The organism is Amphritea japonica ATCC BAA-1530, assembly GCF_016592435.1.
GTDB classification, from domain to species: domain Bacteria; phylum Pseudomonadota; class Gammaproteobacteria; order Pseudomonadales; family Balneatricaceae; genus Amphritea; species Amphritea japonica.
Genome location: NZ_AP014545.1, coordinates 563,753 through 584,601 on the forward strand (window position 1 = coordinate 563,753; position 20,849 = coordinate 584,601).

Here is a 20,849-nt window from a genome sequence, read left to right on the forward strand (position 1 = left end):
TTTTATAGGATGGTTGATGCTTTTTAAAAAAATATACGAATTTCTATTTGTTAGAAAGCCTAAGGTAAAAGTATTATCGGGGCTAATCGAAAGTGATAATGAAAAGTACGATTGGCTGTCTGTTAATAATGATCCTCAGTTCAATATAAATACTAAGTTCTGGATCCCTGGCTGGTATATGTTGGAGTTGATTGTAGACTGTGAAGTTGATTTTGCAAATGTTTCAATCTATGTGAATTCAGGAAATGGTTTTAGAGAAGAAGAGCGATTTGATCTTCCGGTCAGGAAAAATGTTGTCGCTAAAAGGTTAATTTATATCTCTATAGATACTTCTAGATTAAGGCTTGATCCAGTTGATTTTGAATCAAATTTCTCAATTAAGTCTCTGTGTTTTTTTTGGGCTCCAGCTAGCTTTGCCCATAAGAAGATGTTTAATAAATTATCAAATATGGATCCTGGCTTTGATTCTTTATCTAAAAAATCTGCGTATGAAAAGATAAAAAAGATCTCTAAGGATAGCGGTAAATCATGGAATAGGGTTGTCTATGATTTATATAATAAGGTCTTTGGAGAATATAAGAAAGTTGCGGATTATTCTCGTTGGGTTAATGCTATTGAATCTTCAGATCTAAGACTTAAAGACATTGATAGTATAATTTCTGGTTTTGAGTCTCAGCCTAAGATTTCAATTATTTTGCCTGTATATAACGTTAATAGAAAGTATTTACGGGATTGTATCGATTCGGTTAGGTTACAAAGTTATAGTAATTGGCAGTTATGTATAGCAGATGATTCTTCAACGCTTGAGGAGACTATAGATCTGCTTCTTGAAATTGAACATACCGATGATCGAATTGAGATTGTTTGGCGTAAAAGTAATGGTCACATCTCAGCCGCAAGTAATTCTGCTTTAGAATTAGTTAAAGGTGAATATGTGCTACTGCTAGATCATGACGATAAGTTGGCATGTAACGCACTTTTCTATATTGCTGAAGAAATAAATAGACACAATAGTGTACAGTTTATTTATAGTGATGAAGATAAAATTGATGCGGATAATGGCCGTTATTCACCTCACTTTAAGGCTGACTGGAATCAGGATTTAATCTACTCGCAAAATTATATATGTCATTTGTCTGTTTTTAAAACTGATCGATTAATTGAAATCGGAGGGTTTCGCCATGGTGTTGAAGGAAGTCAGGACCATGATCTTGTGTTACGCTTCACTGAGGGGTTATGTGCTAAAGATATAATACATATTCCTCGTATTTTGTATCACTGGAGGGCAATTGAGGGCTCTACAGCATTAAATAGTAATGAGAAAAGCTATACATCTATTGCAGGGCTGAAAGCTGTGAGTGATGTTATCTCTGTAGATAATCCGCAGGCGAAAGTCGTTCATGGTCTTGTCGAAAATAGCTATAGGGTAATTTGGCCTTTGCCGGAGTTATTGCCTTTAGTAAGCTTGCTCATCCCTACGCGTGACGGGATAGAGATTCTTAAACCTTGTGTTGATGCTATTCTCGAACAAACTGAGTATAAAAATTTTGAAATTTTAATACTTGATAATCAAACAAAATGCTCAGAAACACTTAAATACTTAGATGCTATTGAGCGCCGTGATAGCAGGGTTCAGGTGTTACGTTGGGATTTTCCTTTTAATTATTCGGCAATTAATAATTTTGGCGTAAGAAATGCTAAAGGAAGCATCATTGGTTTAGTTAATAATGATATTGAACCGATTAATTCAGATTGGCTTACCGAAATGGTTAGGCAGGTATCTAGACCAGACATAGGTTGCGTTGGAGCTAAACTATACTATCCCAATGACACATTACAGCATGGTGGTGTGATTTTGGGTCTTGGCGGTGTAGCAGGACATTCACATAAATATTTTCCAAGAAACCACTCTGGATATTTCTTTAGATTAAAATTAGTTCAGAACCTTTCAGCAGTAACAGCAGCCTGTATGCTGATTAGGAAAGATGTTTACAATAAAGTAAGGGGCTTGAATGAGACTGATTTAACTGTAGCTTTTAATGATGTCGATCTGTGTCTCAAGGTTCGCTCAGCAGGTTATAGAAATTTATGGACGCCCTACGCTGAGCTTTATCATCACGAATCTGTTTCCCGTGGTGCAGAAAATAATGCTAAAAAGCGGGCACGAGCACGTAAAGAGGTGGAGTATATGCGCAAAATTTGGAAAGCTGAATTAGATTCTGATCCGGCCTATAATCCACATTTAACATTGGCGTATGAAGACTTTTCGCTTCGCTAAATAGATTTTATCTTTGATATAAAGCGGCTTTTATATTTAATAAGACTGTATGCGTCTTGAGTGATTTACATTGAACTCAGCCTTAATTTAATCGGATCCCCTGTTTTCAAAAGGTTTGGTGATTATGATGAAGAAATTTTGGTTAGTTCAGGCGGGTGATAATCCTTCATCAGATTTTTTCATCAGTCCTGAATTGCAGAATGCTGATGTGCAGGTATTTGACTTATCTCGTCTGCCACCATCTACGCCACCGGAAACTGGTATCTCATTAATATTTGTTCGTTATTTAAACCGCTCTTGGTTACGCTGGATTGAACAGTACAGAGACCTTATTGCCGATCTCATCTACTTTATGGACGACGATTTATTTGACGCAGCCACTCACACAGGTTTATCAATAACTTATCGTTGGAAGCTTTACTTTAACGCTCGTATCTATATGTCCTGGCTTAAATCTCAAAATGCGAGTTTGTGGCTTTCTACCCCTTTGCTGGCAGATAAATATAAAGCCTGGCAACCTAAATTGTTGAGCGCTAAGTCTCCTTATATTGGTTCGCATAAAGTTAAAACAGTTTTTTATCATGGCTCTTCATCACATATGGGGGAGATTCGTTGGCTATTACCGGTAATCCGCAAAGTATTGGAACAAGATGAGTCTCTTGTGTTTGAGGTCATTGGTGATAAAAAAATTCGACAATTGTTTTCAAGTTTGCCCAGAGTTAATGTGTTACACCCCATGAGTTGGATCTCGTATAAAGCAATGATTAGTAGGCCTGGGCGAACCATAGGCTTAGCGCCATTGCTGGCAAGTCGCTTCAATGATGCGCGTTCATTTACTAAGTTTTATGATATTACCCAGGCAGGGGCTGTGGGTATTTATGCAGACCATCCTGTTTATCAATCCATTGTTAGCCATCAGGTTAATGGGTTATTAGTTCCCATGAATGAGCAGCGCTGGATAGATGCTATTTTGGAACTGAGTCGGCAATGTGATATTCGAGAGCAGATGCTTACTCAGGCAAGGGCTGGTTTGTGATAGGTTTTTTTTCTCCGGGAATAGGTCGTTTACGACATTTAGACGAGTTGTTAGGCAGTCGTTCTCAGATGCTCTGGTTTGGAGGAGATGATCCAGGGCTTTCGGCAGTTGCTGGTTGGGGCTTAAAACCAACTTCAGCTAAAGCCCGGCGTTTTGCCGCAAAATTTGAGCTGCCATATTTATCACTTGAAGATGGTTTTCTTCGTTCTTTGGGTTTGGGAGTACATAACGCACCTATTCATAGCTTAATCGTAGATAAAACCGGCATTTATTATGATGCTACCCGTGCGAGTGATCTTGAAACGTTGATTATCCAGTCAGATTTCTCGACTGAGGAACTGGGAAGGGCCTGGCTGGGTATGGATCTTCTACGTCGTTATCGCTTATCAAAATATAACCATGCCCCTGATGTAGCCGTCACCCAGCTATCTGAAGATAAGTCAAAAGTGCTGGTTGTAGATCAGACGGAGGGTGACGCATCTATTGAATATGGACTGGCTGATGCTAATAGTTTTACGTCGATGTTAGAGTCAGCACGTATTGATAATCCAGATTCAGAAATTTTAGTTAAGATTCATCCGGATGTTATTGCGGGTAAGAAGGCAGGCCACTTACTGACGTTGGCTAGAGAGTGTGGTTGTACTGTTATCGATCAAGATCTATCCCCCTGGGCGTTACTTGATGTTGTGGATAAAGTCTACGTTGTGACAAGCCAGCTTGGTTTTGAAGCCCTGCTTGCTGGTAAACAGGTTTATTGTTTTGGGGCTCCTTTCTACTCTGGTTGGGGTTTAACGCAAGACCAAAAGACAGTTTCTCGTCGAAAAGTTACTCGATCGATCACTCAGCTTTTTGCTGCTGCTTATCTTCGCTACTGCCGTTACATCAACCCCTATACAGGTGTACGCTGCGAATTCGAACAAACTCTGTCTTTGCTTGCAGACCAGAAGCGACAGCGAGACCAGTACCGGGGTCGGTGGCTGGGTATTAATTTTGGTTATTGGAAGAAAGGGTTTGTTGGTTCTTTTTTGGGAAAAAATGCGCAAATAAAATTCTCTAAAGCGGTAGCGTCAAAATTTAATGCACCCTTTGAACGGGTGCTTGTATGGTCTTCTGATACAGAAACAAAACGCGAGCTTGAAATAACGCAGAACAGATTATCTGTCAGTTATATGGAAGACGGCTTTATTCGTTCGGTTGGGCTAGGGGCTGATGCTGTAGAGCCTCTTTCTTTAGTGATCGATGCGAAGGGAATCTATTATGATGCGACGCGCCCTTCGGAGTTAGAGTGTCTTTTGCAAGATAGTCACTTTTCTGAAGATTTGATACTACGTGCTCAGCAGCTAAGAAAGCGCCTGGTCATGCTGAAAGTGAGTAAGTATAACGTCGGAGCCGAGTCCGTATTGGAGTTACCAAAGGGGCGTCGAATTATTTTGGTTCCTGGTCAGGTTGAAACTGATGCATCAATTCGTATGGGCTCGTACGATATAAAAACTAATGCAGAACTGCTTTGTACCGTACGGCAGGAAAACCCAGAAGCGTTTATTATCTATAAGCCTCATCCTGATGTATTGGCAGGGGCCAGATTAGCTAATGATAATTTTGAACAGATGGCTGCGAACTGTGATCTACTGATTACTGATATAGCTATGCCGGAGTTATTAGAGAAAGTTAATGAGGTGCATACCCTTACTTCTCTAACAGGTTTTGAAGCATTGATGAGAGGCCTCACTGTCTTTACGTATGGTATGCCATTTTACGCAGGCTGGGGCCTGACAACAGATCGTCATCAATGTGCTCGTAGAACACGTCATTTGAATGTGGATCAATTGGTCGCCGGGAGTTTGATTTTATATCCGGTATACATTGACCCAGGTTCCGGTGATCAGGTTAATGCCGAGACAGCGATTGATCTTATTCATTCACAACGTCTTAAACCGGCAAGAACGACGTTAAACTCGTGGGTTTGGCAACGGATCCGTAAACCAGATTAAAAGTACTCGCTCTAAACAGCAAGGCAACAAACTTTTAGATTAAGAATGAGGGCGCCTGAAACTTATCATTCGCTTGAGAGAGACTTTTTTTCGTATGCTCTTCTTTACTGAGCTGTTTTCTGTCGTTATATAACAGGGATAATTATTGTGCTGAAACATTTTTTCAACCGCCGTCTCAGGGATAGTTACACGCCTGCTGTTATATTAATAACCGGTGCCACTGGTGCGATTGGGGCTGCTTTGGCTAAATGTTATGCCGGGCCAGGAGTTATACTGCTTCTTCAGGGGCGGCAAGAAAGAGTGTTGGATCAGGTTGCCCAGCAATGCGTTGAAATGGGGGCAGAGGTACGGCCGTATTGCATTGATTTATTAGATGCACCCTCGGTGATAGCCTGGTTAGACCAGTTAAATGAAGATTACTGTGTAGACCTGTTTATTGCTAATGCAGGAATGAATATCAGTACTGGGGTTGATAATGCCGGAGAGTGTGAAGACGAAATGCTCCAATTGTTGGATCTCAATATCAAGGCTACTTTGCTAATGAGTAGTTATCTGTCTAAGGAGATGCGCAAGCGTGGCAGTGGAAAAATTGCATTAATTAGTTCGTTAGCAGGGTTTTATGGCTTACCTATGATGCCCAGTTATTGTGCCAGTAAAGCTGCAGTGAAAGCTTATGGTGAGGCGTTGAGAGGATGGTTGTCAGGGTCCGGTGTTGGAGTGACAGTAATCATGCCAGGTAATATTCAGTCGGCTATGTGCGATGGGATGCTGGGCCCGAAACCTTTTCTGATGACGCCTGAATATGCTGCCAGAGTTATGCAGCGTGGTATTGCACGAAATGCTGCCAGGGTAAGTTTTCCGTTTCCGTTGAATCTGGGAACCTGGTGCCTGATGTTACTGCCTGCCTCGGTATCTCAGAAAATTCTTCGTTTGCTCAGTTATAGCCGTCCCAAAGGGTAGGGCATGGTTATATTCGGCATGTAAATCGTATCTCGCGAGTTGGTGATTTCGTTACTTGTAGCAGGTTAGTTTGTTTTTCTATTCCTTGGCGGCTCTGATAGTAAAGCTCCGGGTTGATTCACCCTGTTATTGATTAGCCTTTCACTCATCTCAGAGATAGCAAACTCACGACCTTTTTCCGATATGAAGCTGCCGTGAACCTGTATAGTTGCGGCCATCAACCGGATGAAACTGTCAACGAGTTCTGGATTAGGAGGTTGAGGTTGTTGGAAAAAAGCTTTTAGTGTCTGTTGGCTGGTTAACCCTGGAATGTCATACATCGCATCGCCAAGTGTGATCACCGGTTTTAACTTCTGGATACCTGTAACGCCAACGGTACTGTTAATGGTAACTGTTCCTGCACAGTCTCTGATAATGTGATCCAGGTTACCACCATCGATATACCAAACTCTGCCATTTAGTTTATAGCGTGTGGTGAGATCGTTGATGATATCTGACCATGACTCAATTCCGTTATCCATAGGGTGGATTTTAAATAGCAGGTGCGTATCCTGTTCAGCGCTTTCTGAGAGGGCTGATATCGCCAGTGTGATTGCTTCAGTCTGATGCTGAAAGGGTGAGTTTTCACGGAGCTGATAATCATTTTGCATCTGTAGCGGGAAAAGAAAGAAACGTTTGCTTTTTAGGCCTGTAATTACCTTGCGCGCGATTTTAGTCTGTTTTTTGTTTTGCAGCAGCCGGGGGATATAGTTTAGGTATTCATATAAGGGGTTATAAACCTTATCTGCCTGATAGCGGCGAAAGAAGGCGATATCAAAGAAGTTAGCCAGGTTGTATACAACTTCATTTCTGGCCTCCTGCCAAAAAGGATGCCCGAGGCCTTGTTGAATTGTCGGTGCTGGATGTTTCTTTCCTTCCTCAAGGATATGGCCAGGGTCCGTAGGGAAGTGTGACAGTCGTGACATTCCGCCATGTTCCAGCGTAATCCAATAGGGGCGCAGATAACCGTTCTCATAGGTGATCGCATTAATGCCTAAATCAGCAGCAATATCGATAGCAAGCCGGTGATAGGGGAGGCGGTCAGCATAATAGACTACATCAGTGACGTTATGTTGCTTAATGAAATCAACCAGAAAGCCAGGCCAGTCGGTGAGTGTTCCGCGATAGTTTATCGCTTCTGCTCCTTGCCAGAATAACCACTCACCCAGGCAGAAGTTTATTTTTAAGCATTTGGCACCACGGTTTTGAAGGCCTTTGCTAAGTGCTGCACTGAATCCGGATGGTGGCCCCTGCAGTAAAAGAAAAACTTTTTTGCTGTTACGCAATTTACTTTCCTTTTATGGTTCAGAGCAGTTGCTTCAGGATATCGATGGTTGTATCGACTTGCTTCTTAGTATGGTCGCAAGAGATAAAAAATCGAAGTCTGGCACTATTTTCAGGTACGCCGGGATAAACGATTGATTGCACATTAATCCCTTCCCGGAACAGCTTTGCGGCAATTCGAGTGGTTTTAACTGAACTGCCAATAATAACCGGGATAATTGCAATGCCTTTACTTACACCGGTATTCAGGCCTGCTAACTGAGCTTGCGCTAAGAAGTAGGTTGAAATGTTGTGTAATTGAGTGATGCGCTCCGGTTCAGTGGCCATTATTTCAAGAGAAGCGATGGCTGCAGCAGCAGTAGGTGCAGGAAGGCCTGCGCTGTATAAGAATCCGGGTGACAGGTAACGAAGATTATCTATCAGAGCAGATTCTCCTGCTATGAAACCGCCGCAGCCTGACAGGCTTTTACTCAGGGTTCCCATCCAGATATCGACTTCAGGGCCTGGAATACCATAGATCTCTTTCAGTCCTTTGCCGGTTTTGCCCAGTACGCCAAATGAATGTGCCTCATCGACCATCAGGAAGCAGTGAAACTGTTTCTTTAATTCGATCAGGCGGGGAAGGTCAGGGTAATCACCATCCATGCCGTAGAGGCCTTCAACAATTATGACGACTCTTTCGAACAGATGTCTGTGTTGCTCCAGCAATTGCTCCAGAGCCGGCATGTCATTGTGACTAAATGAAAGCCTTTTTGCGCCCGAAAGTTGCGCTCCTACAATAGTGCTATTATGGGCATATTCGTCATGAATAATGAGGTCTTTGTCGCTAAACAGATAGCCTATGGTGGACACATTGGTTGCGTGGCCGCTGACGTAGACAACAGCATCATCAACGCCGTAGCTTGTAGCTATAGCGCTTTCCAACTGGGCATGGATCGGGCGTTCACCAGCCATAATCCGGCTGGCAGAAACAGATGTGCCGTATCGCTGTATAGCCTCAATCGCAGCTTGATTGACTTTTTCATGCCCTGAGAGGCCTAAATAGTTATAGCTGGCAAAATTAATCATTTCGCGGCCATCAATGTTTGTTGTGGCGCCAGCGATATCATCATGAACCCTAAAAAAAGGGCTCTCTAAGTCCAGCATTGATGCGCCCTGATCGATAATCTGCATCTGTCGATAGCCCGGATGCTGATCAAAGCGGTAGAACTTTTTAGGTATGTTTGATTGCCTCAGGGGTTTCAGTGGCTCATCGGCTTCCCTATCAACCTTTTCATATTTTCGCCGTAAGGACTGCTGAATGAGTTTTTGTTTAAGGTCTGTTGTTAGCTTTTTTGCGCTCATTTATTGTCAATCCGTTGATGGCCGTTTTTTAAGTTTACGGCACTAATAATCTCTTCGGAGATGTCTGCAGCGGCTGTTTCACCATGTTGTGCGGCGAGGTGCTGAATTGACAGTGTGTCCTGAGATTGCTTTGCTTCCGTGTCATCTTGCTTAACCAGACTGATGATTTTGCTTGTAAGTTGAGACAACATCGGCGTTTCAGTTAATGCCATAACAGGTACCTGAATACCCATGCGCGCCTCTAAGGCCGTCATGAGTTCGACGCCCATTAATGAATCCATGCCCATGTCGTAGATTGACTTGTTGGGGTCAAGCTTGGCGGCTGGAATCATCAGTATCTCACTTAATTCGCTGGTTAGAATATCCAGAATAGTGGTGTGAAACTCCGCTTCTGTCATATCTCGCATCATCGCTTCGAGATCTAGGGTATCTTCATCGCTTTGTTCGTTCTCACCTGCGACCAAACTAATCTCGCGAAACTTCTTATGGGCGGATGTAGGCAGAAACTTACTCAGGCTATGCCAGTCGAGCTCCATTACACCTAGAGGCTGACAATTATTTACAATCATTTGCTCAAGTATTGACAGCCCTGCTTCAGAGTTAAGGGCTGTACCTCCCAAACGGTTCTGTAGTGCATTTTTAATCTCTTCATTTCGGGCCAGAAAGCCGACATCATCTATTGCACCCCAGCGGACACAGGTTGCAGGAAGGTCCAGGTTGTAGCGGGTTGTGCTTAACGCTTCAAGCCAATGGTTTGCTGCAACATAAGCCGCTTGCCCTGGGTTACCAATTAACGTTGTCACGGAAGAAAATAGTACAAAGATATCCAAATCTAGTGATCGGGTCAGCTCATCGAGGTATTGTGCACCACTGAGTTTTGCCGCGAGGCTATGTTTTATTTGCTCTTGGTCCAAGTTCCTGATGAAGTTGTCGTTGATGACTGTTGCAGCGTGGATAACACCCTTGAGAGGGGGAAGCTCACTCCCGCACAGGTTGATAATGTTGCTAAGTGCCTCACGGTTAGAAACATCGCAGGCTTCAGCTCTGACAAAAATGTTATCTATTTCACATTGTTTCAGGAATGCCTGAGCTTCTTCTGATTTAGCTCCACGTCGACTCACTAAGAGTAAGTGTTGTGCACCTTTTCTAACCAGCCATTGGGCTGTCTTTAACCCGAAACCGCCTAAACCTCCGGTAACTAAGTAAGTACTATCAGGACATAGTTGTAAGCTCTTCGTTTGCGCTTTTTTAATTGTACGCTGATCTGCATTAAGGCCTTGATCGTAGGTCACGATAACTTTACCGATCTGTTTAGCCTGCTGCATATAGCGAAAAGCATCAACGACCTGATGTGCATTAAACTGAGTATAGGGTAAAGGGAAGAGGGTTCCGTTTCGGAATAACTCCATTAGTTCACTGAACAGTTTAGCGGAAAGCTCTGGCAGCTCCTGTTGCAGTTGGTCGGCATCAATACCGAAATAGCTGATATTGTTCCTAAAGGGACGAAGGCCGATATGGGTGTTTTCATAGAAATCCCGTTTGCCCAGTTCAAGGAATCTGCCAAATGGCTTAAGTACTCTTAGATTCTGGTTTATAGCCTCTCCTGATAGCGAATTAAGGACCACATCTACGCCCTTTCCATCATCGCTATTTAGCAGTATCTCCTCTCCGAACGTTAGTGCCCGGGAGTTGTATATCTGTTGAGGATTAACACCTAAGAGTTCAATGAAAGCGCGTTTTTCATCAGAGCCTACGGTTGCATAAATATCTGCGCCCAGCCACTGGGCTATCTGTATGGCAGCAATCCCGACGCCACCTGCCGCACCGTGAATCAGTACTCTTTCGCCGGGTTGTAATCTTGCTAAGTGATGTAAGGCGTAATAGACCGTCAAAAAAGTAGTTGGGATGGTTGCCGCACCCTCAAAGCTAAGCCCTTCAGGCATTGGTGCTATTGAGCTTTTTGTTGCGATTATGCGGTTACTAAAGCATGCAGAGCCAAAGCCTACAACCGAATCGCCTTCAGAAAACTCGCTCACTAGCTTGCCGGTTTTGGTCACACGGCCAGAAAATTCTAGTCCAAGCGAAGCGCCCGCAAATCCATTTTCAATCGCTTCATCAGAAAGCATGCCCAATGCATACATGATATCCCGGAAATTCAAGCCGGTGGCCATGACTTCTATTTCAATTTCCTGGTCAGCGATCAACTCTGAAGGCTTGGCCTGCCACTCCAGATTTCGTAACTGTCCAGGCAATTCAAATCCAAGGGAAATAGTTTCATCATTCACTTGAAGTTCTGTTGTGCCAGGTTCCTCTTCGAATCTTAATCTGGGCGCAAACAGGGTGCCCTGAGGGGTAATAAATAGTTCATGTTCTACTGGTTCAGAGCAGAGAATGTCGGTCAGTGTTGTGATGGCTGGCTTGCAGAAACCAAGAGGAAGATCGACCAGGCGAACCTGATGATTAAGTGATTCATTCATCAGTGTTCTGCCGAAGCCCCAAAGCGCTGAATCGGACGGCACCAGTTGAGCCTCATTCCATTGTATAGGCTGATCACTGGGAAGAGTCGATCCTACGCCTTCTGTTAATAGCCATAAATCTGCTGTGGAAGCAGATTGCTCTATCGCCATTGTAAGCTCAGTGGCACAGGCGCACCGTGAGGTTTGGTTTTGTAATGGGTCTGCGTTTGATCCGAACAGATGCATATCAATTACATCGGTGACAGGAGTACCATTGTCACTCAATATCCTGAGCTGTTGCTCGAGCGAAGATCGGTTGGCTGATTGAATAACGGTTAAGGGTATATTTGCGTTAACCCATTGATCGATCAGTCGTTGCTCCTTCTCACTGTTACTGCTGACTACCAGCCATCGGGCCTCTTTATTCGTTACAGGCTCATCTTGTAGGTTGTCAGGTTGAGTAGCACTGATTAAATAGAATCCGCTGTCTGGTAAGTCGTCAGATAGCGTTGTCAGATTACAGAAGCGTAGCTGCTCAAGCGTGGCTTTCCACTGGTCAGATGAAGCTTGTGACGTCTGCTCGGCAGACCACCAGTCAGGATTGTCCCCGAAACATAAATCTAACCAGAAGATTGGTTTCATGCCATAAATGAGTAAGCTGGCGCCTTCTGCTAAGAGTGGGGATATTTGTTTAAGTAATGAGAGGTTATCCTGAACTCGATAGCTATCAAAGCTAATAACGACCAGTTGAAAGGATGGATTTACGGTGTTGGCTGTTGCTGTATCAGTATTTTCCAGCTCGAGGCACTCCGTAAATGGATAACGCTCCTTTAGGTGATTGAAGTTCTCGATGGCAGAAGGGTTATGACTGGCGAAACTATAATCACAAATGCCAAAATCAATCTGATTACAAATGCCATGGCCAAAATGAACCCGGTTTGAAGCGACCTCGAGTACTTGTAAGCGCTCTCCAGGGAGTAATGATTTTTCTTGCTGTGCTAATAATTCATTCAGGCTTGTTGCGATATAGGAGTAACAGGTCTGATTTGACAGGTCACGGAAGATGCGTGAATAAGTTTCTTCCGGCTCAATAGAGCTGCGGTTAGTTATATTTAATATCTTATCTGGCAGAGTCAGGCTCGTGTGACCTGCCAGGTTTATCAGGCTAAAGTAGTCCGGATATTCTCTGACTAAAGTGTTCCAGATAAGCCGGCTGTCAATTTCTGGGTTTTGCCAGTCCTGATTGATTTGGTAGTTTGAATCTTGCCGCGATATGAGTTGCGCATCAGTGGCTAATTCAAGTACTCGTTTAAAGAGTTTGATTCGATCAGGGTGTTGTAGCTGGAATGCTTCGAGTGCGCAATCGTTTATATGACCCAGTGATTTCTGAACTTGTTGCACCGTCTCGAGCAGTGTATGAACAATAAAGCTTTCTAATAAGGGTTCAACCTCGTCGTGGAAGCGGCTCGCCTCTGATATGTGTTGAACTCCAGAGGTTAGGATGAGCTTTTGTAACTGTGAATTGAGCGATGTTGTATTACTTATTGCCGAGTTAATCGGAGTCAGGTGGTAGTTAAGAAAAGCGAGCCTGTTATGTTCAGACTTATGCAGTCGGACTGATTTGAAACGGATATCTTCCAATACTGCTATACAAATGCCCTGATCATCAAAAAGCTCCATCTCTATAAGGAGCGAATGGGGTGATTTTCGTAATAGCTTTAAACGAGCCAGGGTTGGCTGACTTTTCGCATCCAGCTGCGTTGTAATTCGCCCAACACGAACTGGGATAAAGGCTGTGCCATTGGTGTGTTCAAGTTCACTTTTTAGGAAGTGGACAACCAGTTGAATCCCGCTGTCCAGTATCCCTGGGTGCAGAATAAAATTGTCTATGTCCTGATGAATACAGTCGGGACAGCTAAACTGAGCCAGAACTTGATCGCCGTCATTCCAGCCGGATTCAACAGCGCTGAATGCCGGGCCATATTGTAGACCTGCTTTTTTTGTCAGTGCCAGATGAAATTCATGATTGAAATCGTGCTCACGTGTTGGTATTTCAGGGGACTGTCTCTTAAGAGTGATACCAGTACTTTGGTGAGAGACTCGGGCCTTACAGTTTGGCGTCCACTCTTCTGACTGGGTATGAGTTCGACTGGAAAGGAATATGTCTCCAGTGAGAGGATTAGTTTTAGTTTGTATGACTTTGCTGTGGCTTTGCTCAAGTATCAGTGGCGCCAGTATTTCTAACTCTTCTATTTCAATGGCTTCAGCTGATGTGAAGTATGTTGAAGCTTTGAGAGCTATTTCCACAAAACCTGCACCAGGGAAAACGACACTTTCCCCCACCTTATGATCTGCTAACCATGGGAAGCGGACTGTGTCGATCTGGTTTTCCCAAAGCTGCGATTGAAAGGGTAATTCAGCCCCTAGCAATGGGTGGACAGAAGGTCGTTGGAGTAATTTATGTGACTCAACGGTGGTTGGGTGCCAGTGTCTTTCATGTTGGAAAGCATATGTTGGTAGTTCAAGGCGGTTTCCGCTGATAGGGAACCATTGTTTTAAATCACTGGCGCCAGCCATGATGATGGAAGCTGTACACTTCTGTAACTCATCAAGAGAACCAAGGCTACGGCTTAAGGTCGGTATTACCCGAGCGGTGATACTATTATGACGTATCTGATCATTCAGATAGGTTCGCAGAACGGGGTGAGCCCCAATCTCTATAAAACAGTTCTGACCGTCTTCGATCACCGTGTCCAGAGCCTGGCAAAATAGCACCGGTTTACGAATGTTTTGCCACCAGTAATTACAATCTAGTGCGTTGCCTTGAAGTACTGAACCGGTAACGGTTGAAATAAATGGGATGTTTGTGGAAGACGGTTTAAGGTCAGCTAAGGTCGTTAGCAATTCGGACTCAATGGAGTTCATAGCAGAGCTATGAAAGGCATAGTCGAGAGGCAGACGTATATTAAACACGCTTTCTTGCTGCAGCCTGTCTTCGAGTTCCGTTAGCTGCTTTGAGTCGCCGGCTAAAGTAACTCCTTTGTAACTATTGACACCCGCTAAGCTTATTTTATTAAAACATGGTTCTTGTAATAGTGTTTCAGTCTGCTCCTGGCTGAGGCCTGCGGCAGTCATTGCGCCAGTGCCCTTAGTCAGACCCTGTAAGAGACTGCGAAAATAGATGACTTTGACAGCGTCAGCAAGTGTTAATGCGCCAGAGGCCCAGGCGGCAGCTACTTCACCTACACTGTGACCTAGAACAGCTACAGGGCGAATACCCTGATGTTTTAGGTATTCGGTAATGCCCACCTGAATGGCGAATAGTGCAGGTTGTGCTATCTCCGTATACTCAAAGCGGTCAGCACCGTTGTGACCCTTGATCTCTTCTAAAAGCGAGAACTCGGCATGCTGGCTAAAAAGCTCGTTCACTTCGGTCACAGCGAGACGGAAGGTCTCAGATGATTCGAGTAAGGCTTTGCCCATCGTTTCCCACTGGCATCCGTTGCCTGAATAAACAAAAACAGCCCCTTTGGTTTCTTCTAACCCGTTACCTGTCAGAACTTGAGTCTCGGCTGGTTGATCTGTTGAATTGATGAAGTCAGTTAGCTTTGTGCAGGCTTCGTCAGCACTTTTTGCGAAGAGCAGCGCCGTATCAGAGTGACGTTCTTTGCGGTAATTGTAATTCCAGGCGATGTCATAAAAGGAAGTGCCTTTTTCATCTTTAAGGTAACGAGAAAGGTTAGCCGCGTTAGCTTTAAGTGCGTTTTCAGTTCGACCACTGATAATGATGGGCAGTATTTTTTCTAATGTCGGCGGTTGGGTAGTAATGCTATGACGGTCAGGTGCGCTTTGAAGAATTACATGAGCATTGGCACCCCCGAATCCAAAGGAGTTAACGCCAATGTTGATAATCCCATCTTGTTTCAATGGCAGTAGTTTATCAACGACCTGAATGTTCCAGTCATCGAACTTTATATTCGGATTGGGGGTTTTCATGCTGATGGTAGCAGGCACCGCTCGGTGCTTAATAATCAGCAATGCTTTTATTAAACTGGCAACGCCAGAAGCGGGTTCAAGGTGGCCGAGATTACTTTTTACGGAGCCAATAGGTAATGGCGTTTGGCGCTTTTTCCCCAGAGCATTCCCTATTGCTCTGGTTTCAATTGGGTCGCCCACCGGAGTACCAGTGCCATGGGCTTCAAGATAATCAATATCATCTGCGGAGATACCTGCTTTTACGCAGGTTTGCTCCATAAGTCTGGCCTGACTATGGCATGAAGGGATCGTAATTCCTGATTTGTACCCATCGGTATTAACCGAAGAAGCGGCGACAATAGCGTGAATGGTATCGCCGTCTTTAACTGCTTGGTCATAATCTTTAAGTAGAAAGATCCCGCCGCCCTCTGAACGCACATAACCGTTCGCTGACTCGTCAAATACCTTACAGCGTCCGTCTGGGGAGAGCATGGTTGCTTTGGAAAAAATGATAAAGCCGAATGGGTGAAGGTGCAGGCTAATACCACCGGTCAGTGCTGTACTCACTTCACCACTAAGAATTGATTGGCAGGCCTGATGAAAAGCGACCATAGAAGACGAACAGGCTGTATCCATTGAGATGCTGGGGCCTGTTAAATCAAAACTATAGGATAATCTGTTTGATGCAATGCTGGTGGTATTGCCGGTTGCTGTCGATGCGTTGATGCAACTCAGGTCATCTGACATTCTGTTGCCATAGTCCAGGCTGGAAATGCCCAGATACACACCACAGTTTGAACGTTTTAAAGACGATGGTTTGATGCCAGCGTGCTCAATTGCTTCCCATGACATTTCTAGTAAATAGCGTTGCTGAGGATCTATGACAGCGGCTTCTCGGGGGGAGATGCCAAAGAAATCAGCATCAAAGCCAGAGATATCTCCCAGAGACCCAGCTTTGAATGTATAGCTGGTTCCGGGGTGGCTTTGGTCCGGATGTAAATGGTTATCAAAGGACCAGCGTGAGGGCTCGACTTCAGTAATCAGGTCTTTTTCGTTAACCAGATCTTGCCAAAACGTATTTAGTGTAGTTTGAGGCAGGCGAAATGAGTAACCTACAAGAGCAACGCGTCTATCCATGTAAGAAGTATATCCGAGCAAAATATAGAAATAGAAAAGGTCTATTCTAGAGGAAATGTGAGTAAGGTATAAGAGATTTTATTTAATCAGTAATTTTAAGAAAGTGTTATGGTTTAAGTAGAGAGATATGATGTTGTTAGTGTGATTGCGTTGCAGCACGTGAATTTCAAATTGATAGGTCAGATTATTAATAATGAGCTTAGATGAATCCTTGTTTATTCCTGTAGCAACGCCCCGGCCTAAGTATTTTGGGCTTTCACCACGCAATATATTGGGGTTTCGGCGAAATATGTTATCTGTGTGGGCGGATAAAGCGTATCGGGCCCGATCGTTATCTTTTAAATTATTAAATCAACAGTATTTTCTGTGTAACTCTCCCGACACAGTGCGACGAGTGTTTCTGGATCGCCACGATATTTACGATAAGAAAAGCCCGCAGATGCGACATGCGCTGGCACCATTGTTAGGTGATGGCTTGTTTGTGAGTGATGGGGAGCTTTGGCGAGAGCGTCGTAAGGCCTGTTCTCCTCCTTTTGAAAATAGATACTTACCAGGATTTGCTGACATTATGTCGGGATCAGCCAGAACTATGGCTAATGACTGGGCTATGATGCCGGAAGGTAGTTGTGTTGATGTGTTGAATGAGATGGCTCGGTTAACGGCTCAAATAATTGGGCGGACGGTATTTGGCGATGATGTCTCTGATGCGGACGCTGCTAAGGTGGTTAATGGTTTTACGGTATATCAGCATACGATAAACCAGCTTGATTATGCGGATACCTTTGGGGTGCCATTTTTACGAGGTTTGTATAATCCATTTCGGCGAAAAAGAGCAGCGAAAGCTACGGCAGAAGTGCATGAAGTGATAGATCAGATTATTAGGCGTCACCAGCAAGGTAATAAGCCCGATCAATTGACCTTATTGTCTGTACTTCTTGATGGCGACAGTTCGTCTTCTGGCAAAGGAGGCTGTCCGTTACATGCTGAGGCGGCGCGAAATGAAGCGATAGTGATGTTTATGGCGGGGCACGAAACCACTGCTAATGCATTGGCTTGGGCTTGGTACCTGATTGATGGTTGTGAACGGTCCCGTACTAAAATGTACGCTGAAATTGACCAAGTGCTCCAGGGCCGAACTCCAACGCTTGAAGATGTGGCTAACTTACCATTCACTCGAGCCGTTTTCGAAGAAACGCTACGTTTGTACCCGCCTGTGCCATTATTAAGCAGGCAGGCACGCGATGAAGATGAAATCAGAGGCACTAAAATAAAGCCCGGGACCATAATGTTAACGCTACCCTGGCTTCTGCACCGGCATGAAAAAGAGTGGGATAACCCCGATGCTTTTTATCCTGAGCGATTTTTGCCTGGAGCTCCACGCCCCGATAAGTTTTTGTATATCCCTTTTAGCGTAGGTCATCGGGTATGTTTGGGGGGGCGGTTTGGCCTGACAGAAGGTATTCTGTGTCTGGCTACTTTAGCGCAACGATTCAGACTTAAACTACCAGAAGATCATCGAGTAGATATTGAATGTCGTTTGACGCTGAGGCCGAAAGGAGGCTTGCCCATGATCCTTGAAAGAAGGGGGTGAAATGGTAAAGCGTGCGGCATTGCTACGTCAGTGGTGTGAGTTGTTTTCAGCCAGAGTATTTCGTTTATTACCCATTGATGTTGCGTCAGGGGTTGGTGCTCGAATTGCTTATTTTGAGGCGAGCAGATCAATAAAGGCAAAGCGCCCATGGATCAATCGCCTACATCGTAATTTTGAATATTTGGAAGGTATTGCAGACTTCAAGACCCGAGAGCAGCGCATTATTCAGCATGCTATGCACATTGGCCGTGTATATGCTGAGTATCCAGTACTGCACAAGATTGCGAGGAACCGCTTGTCGGTGCAGGGGGAGGAGCATCTGCGGGATTTAGCAGGTCCTGTTATTTTTGTTAGTGCGCATACGGGGCAGTGGGAACTGATTTTAGAGGTGATGAGGCGTTCGCATATTTCTACCACTGTGCTTTATGATCCTATCCCGGAAAAGGTTTTTCTGAAGGTAGCGATGGAAGTGCGTAGGCATTTAAGCCCTGAAGAACAGGGGAACAGATTCATTCCTGCTTCGGCCAGTGCAACGAGAGAGTTAGTTGCCTGCCTGAAGACTGGAGATAATTTGATTCTATTTATTGATGAAGAGAAAGATGGCTTAGTTTGGGCTCCTGCTCTGGGAAGAAATATCCCAAGTGCTGGCAATCGAATGATGGCGGCAAGGTTGTCGGAAAAATTTAAAGTCCCCATTATTCCCATTCATTTAACACGAAAGGACGGTGCTGACTTTGAGGCGGTTGTGGAATCACCTTTGGTTCCGGTGAACGGTGAATATGGTGCTGGAACGGCAGCTGACTTGGCAGAGCTTTTGAATGAAACTCTTGAAAGGTGGTTGAAAGATGATTATATCCACTGGTATTGGCTGTCACGATTAAAGCTAGAAAAGAAGTTTCCGGAACGTTTTTTCAAAAAGCGAGACTGCTAGTGGTTTTTATAAAAAGACAGAAGCAGTGTTCGATGAGAGACTATGTTTTTTGTAAATTAAAATTCAAATGCTTAAGTTGGACAGTTTATGGAAAAGATAACATTGTTAGTGGAAGGGCTGGCAAAACTTGCGCTTGATCAACAGGTGCGTATTGCTACGGCCGAGTCCTGTACTGGTGGTTGGATAGCGCAGGAAATTACGGCGTTGGCTGGAAGTTCGGAGTGGTTTGAGTGTGGTTTTGTAACCTATAGCAATGAAGCTAAGCAGCAGATGTTAGGAGTGTCTGAATCACTCTTTATCAGTGATGGTGCAGTCAGTGAGTCTGTAGTTGTTGCTATGGCAAAGGGTGCTGTTCAGAAAAGTCGGGCGCAGCTTAGTGTTGCTATCAGTGGAGTTGCAGGCCCGGGCGGTGGAACCGATTTAAAGCCCGTTGGAACAGTCTGGATCGCATGGTATTTTGACGGTTGCGAGGTTGAAGCAGGCCGTTACCAGTTTGCGGGCGATCGCCAGAGTGTTAGGAAACAAGCGGTTGTTGGCGCATTAAAAGGGCTTGTAAAACAACTGAATAAAAATACTGTATAAAAAAACATATTTTTTTCTTGCAAAGCAGCTTGGCTCTGTTAATAATACTGTCCAAACGTACAGTATTTTAACTGCTCAGCAGAGATAGGTCACTATAATGGATACAAACAGACAGAAAGCACTTGATGCTGCCCTGAGTCAGATTGAGCGTCAGTTCGGTAAAGGCGCTGTTATGAAGATGGGGGATCATCCCCGGGAAGCGATACCTGCAATCTCAACTGGTTCATTAGGCCTGGATATTGCTCTGGGAATAGGCGGTCTGCCGACGGGACGTATTGTCGAAATCTATGGGCCAGAGTCCTCTGGTAAGACAACGCTGACGCTGCAGGTGATTGCAGAGGCGCAGAAGATGGGTAAGACCTGCGCATTCGTTGATGCTGAGCATGCACTTGACCCTACGTATGCTGAAAAGCTAGGCGTAAACGTGGATGAAATGCTGGTATCACAACCTGATACCGGTGAGCAGGCGCTGGAAATTACCGATATGTTGGTGCGTTCAAACGCGGTTGACGTGTTGGTGGTTGACTCTGTTGCTGCGTTGACCCCTAAAGCCGAAATTGAGGGCGATATGGGTGACTCCCATATGGGATTGCAAGCACGCTTGATGTCACAGGCACTGCGTAAAATGACGGGTAATGTTAAAAACGCTAATACCCTGGTGATCTTTATTAACCAGATTCGGATGAAGATTGGCGTTATGTTTGGCAGCCCGGAAACTACAACTGGCGGTAATGCGCTTAAGTTCTATGCATCTGTTCGGTTGGATATTCGTCGTATTGGTGCCGTTAAGCAGGGTGATGAAATTACGGGCAACGAAACCCGAGTGAAGGTCGTTAAGAATAAAGTAGCGCCACCGTTCCGCCAAGCGGAGTTCCAGATCCTATATGGAAAGGGTATTTACCATATGGGTGAAGTGATCGACCTGGGTGTTAAAGAAGGCCTGGTGGATAAGTCCGGTGCTTGGTACGCCTATAAAGGCGATAAAATTGGCCAGGGTAAAGCGAATGCAGCTAAATACCTGGAAGAGAAGCCTGAGATAGCTAATGAAATTGAAACGGCTATAAGAGAAAGGTTGCTGGCAGCACCGAAAGGAAAAGAGACAGAAAGCGAAGAAGCAGAGCCTCAGTTAGACCTTTAAAGCAGGTCTGGCCAGGATTTGTAATTATGAAGGAGCCTATAGGCTCCTTTTTTGATGGTTGAAGATGGTTAACGAGTGGTGCTGGTCAAAGAAATTATCTTTTGAGG

At 44.5% G+C, this 20,849-nt stretch carries 11 protein-coding genes; 8 read left to right on the top strand and 3 right to left on the bottom strand.

The window, feature by feature from the left end:
• Positions 1 to 16: 16 nt before the first annotated feature.
• The 4 genes from AMJAP_RS02660 (at position 17) to AMJAP_RS02675 (ending at position 6,265) form a co-directional block, all read left to right on the top strand.
• Positions 17 to 2,278 (top strand): glycosyltransferase family 2 protein, encoded by a 2,262-nt coding sequence (locus AMJAP_RS02660; RefSeq protein ID WP_019620709.1) that lies wholly within the window; start codon positions 17 to 19, stop codon positions 2,276 to 2,278.
• A 124-nt stretch (positions 2,279 to 2,402) separates the two neighbouring features.
• Entirely contained in the window at positions 2,403 to 3,314 is a 912-nt protein-coding gene (locus tag AMJAP_RS02665; protein WP_019620708.1) for a glycosyltransferase family protein, read from the top strand.
• Positions 3,311 to 5,305 (top strand): capsular polysaccharide biosynthesis protein, encoded by a 1,995-nt coding sequence (locus AMJAP_RS02670; protein WP_019620707.1) that lies wholly within the window; start codon positions 3,311 to 3,313, stop codon positions 5,303 to 5,305. Before AMJAP_RS02665 ends, AMJAP_RS02670 begins: the two co-directional genes overlap by 4 nt.
• Before the next feature lie 147 nt (positions 5,306 to 5,452).
• Positions 5,453 to 6,265 (top strand): SDR family NAD(P)-dependent oxidoreductase, encoded by an 813-nt coding sequence (locus tag AMJAP_RS02675; RefSeq protein ID WP_019620706.1) that lies wholly within the window; start codon positions 5,453 to 5,455, stop codon positions 6,263 to 6,265.
• A gap of 65 nt (positions 6,266 to 6,330) precedes the next feature.
• Here AMJAP_RS02675 and AMJAP_RS02680 read toward each other — a convergent pair whose 3' ends face one another.
• Genes AMJAP_RS02680 through AMJAP_RS02690 form a run of 3 tightly spaced genes read right to left on the bottom strand, consistent with a single transcriptional unit; the run spans position 6,331 to position 16,500 of the window.
• Positions 6,331 to 7,590, bottom strand: a complete 1,260-nt coding sequence (locus AMJAP_RS02680; protein ID WP_019620705.1) for a capsule biosynthesis protein — start codon at positions 7,588 to 7,590, stop codon at positions 6,331 to 6,333.
• Positions 7,591 to 7,609: 19 nt separating this feature from the next.
• Entirely contained in the window at positions 7,610 to 8,932 is a 1,323-nt protein-coding gene (locus AMJAP_RS02685) for an aminotransferase class I/II-fold pyridoxal phosphate-dependent enzyme (protein WP_019620704.1), read from the bottom strand.
• On the bottom strand, positions 8,929 to 16,500 hold the full coding sequence (locus tag AMJAP_RS02690; RefSeq protein WP_019620703.1) for a type I polyketide synthase: 7,572 nt from the start codon (positions 16,498 to 16,500) through the stop codon (positions 8,929 to 8,931). The genes AMJAP_RS02685 and AMJAP_RS02690 overlap by 4 nt, the downstream gene beginning before the upstream one ends.
• Before the next feature lie 193 nt (positions 16,501 to 16,693).
• On the opposite strand from AMJAP_RS02690, the gene AMJAP_RS02695 reads away from it, so the two are divergent.
• From AMJAP_RS02695 to recA, 4 genes are all read left to right on the top strand, one after another.
• Complete coding sequence (locus AMJAP_RS02695; protein WP_019620702.1) at positions 16,694 to 18,091, top strand: cytochrome P450; 1,398 nt, start codon at positions 16,694 to 16,696, stop codon at positions 18,089 to 18,091.
• Position 18,092: 1 nt separating this feature from the next.
• Positions 18,093 to 19,022, top strand: coding sequence for a lysophospholipid acyltransferase family protein (locus tag AMJAP_RS02700; protein ID WP_040404142.1), 930 nt, complete (start codon positions 18,093 to 18,095; stop codon positions 19,020 to 19,022).
• 87 nt (positions 19,023 to 19,109) lie between these two features.
• On the top strand, positions 19,110 to 19,604 hold the full coding sequence (locus tag AMJAP_RS02705) for a CinA family protein (RefSeq protein ID WP_019620700.1): 495 nt from the start codon (positions 19,110 to 19,112) through the stop codon (positions 19,602 to 19,604).
• A gap of 97 nt (positions 19,605 to 19,701) precedes the next feature.
• On the top strand, positions 19,702 to 20,742 hold the full coding sequence (gene recA, locus AMJAP_RS02710; protein ID WP_019620699.1) for a recombinase RecA: 1,041 nt from the start codon (positions 19,702 to 19,704) through the stop codon (positions 20,740 to 20,742).
• Positions 20,743 to 20,849: the final 107 nt, after the last annotated feature.

Excerpts from the sequence above, each read along its gene's own strand:
- AMJAP_RS02705 (WP_019620700.1), top strand. The coding sequence starts at position 19,110 with ATGGAAAAGATAACATTGTTAGTGGAAGGGCTGGCAAAACTTGCGCTT.
- AMJAP_RS02685 (WP_019620704.1), bottom strand. The coding sequence starts at position 8,932 with ATGAGCGCAAAAAAGCTAACAACAGACCTTAAACAAAAACTCATTCAG.
- AMJAP_RS02660 (WP_019620709.1), top strand. The coding sequence starts at position 17 with ATGCTTTTTAAAAAAATATACGAATTTCTATTTGTTAGAAAGCCTAAG.
- AMJAP_RS02690 (WP_019620703.1), bottom strand. The coding sequence starts at position 16,500 with ATGGATAGACGCGTTGCTCTTGTAGGTTACTCATTTCGCCTGCCTCAA.
- AMJAP_RS02695 (WP_019620702.1), top strand. The coding sequence starts at position 16,694 with ATGAGCTTAGATGAATCCTTGTTTATTCCTGTAGCAACGCCCCGGCCT.
- recA (WP_019620699.1), top strand. The coding sequence starts at position 19,702 with ATGGATACAAACAGACAGAAAGCACTTGATGCTGCCCTGAGTCAGATT.
- AMJAP_RS02665 (WP_019620708.1), top strand. The coding sequence starts at position 2,403 with ATGATGAAGAAATTTTGGTTAGTTCAGGCGGGTGATAATCCTTCATCA.
- AMJAP_RS02700 (WP_040404142.1), top strand. The coding sequence starts at position 18,093 with ATGGTAAAGCGTGCGGCATTGCTACGTCAGTGGTGTGAGTTGTTTTCA.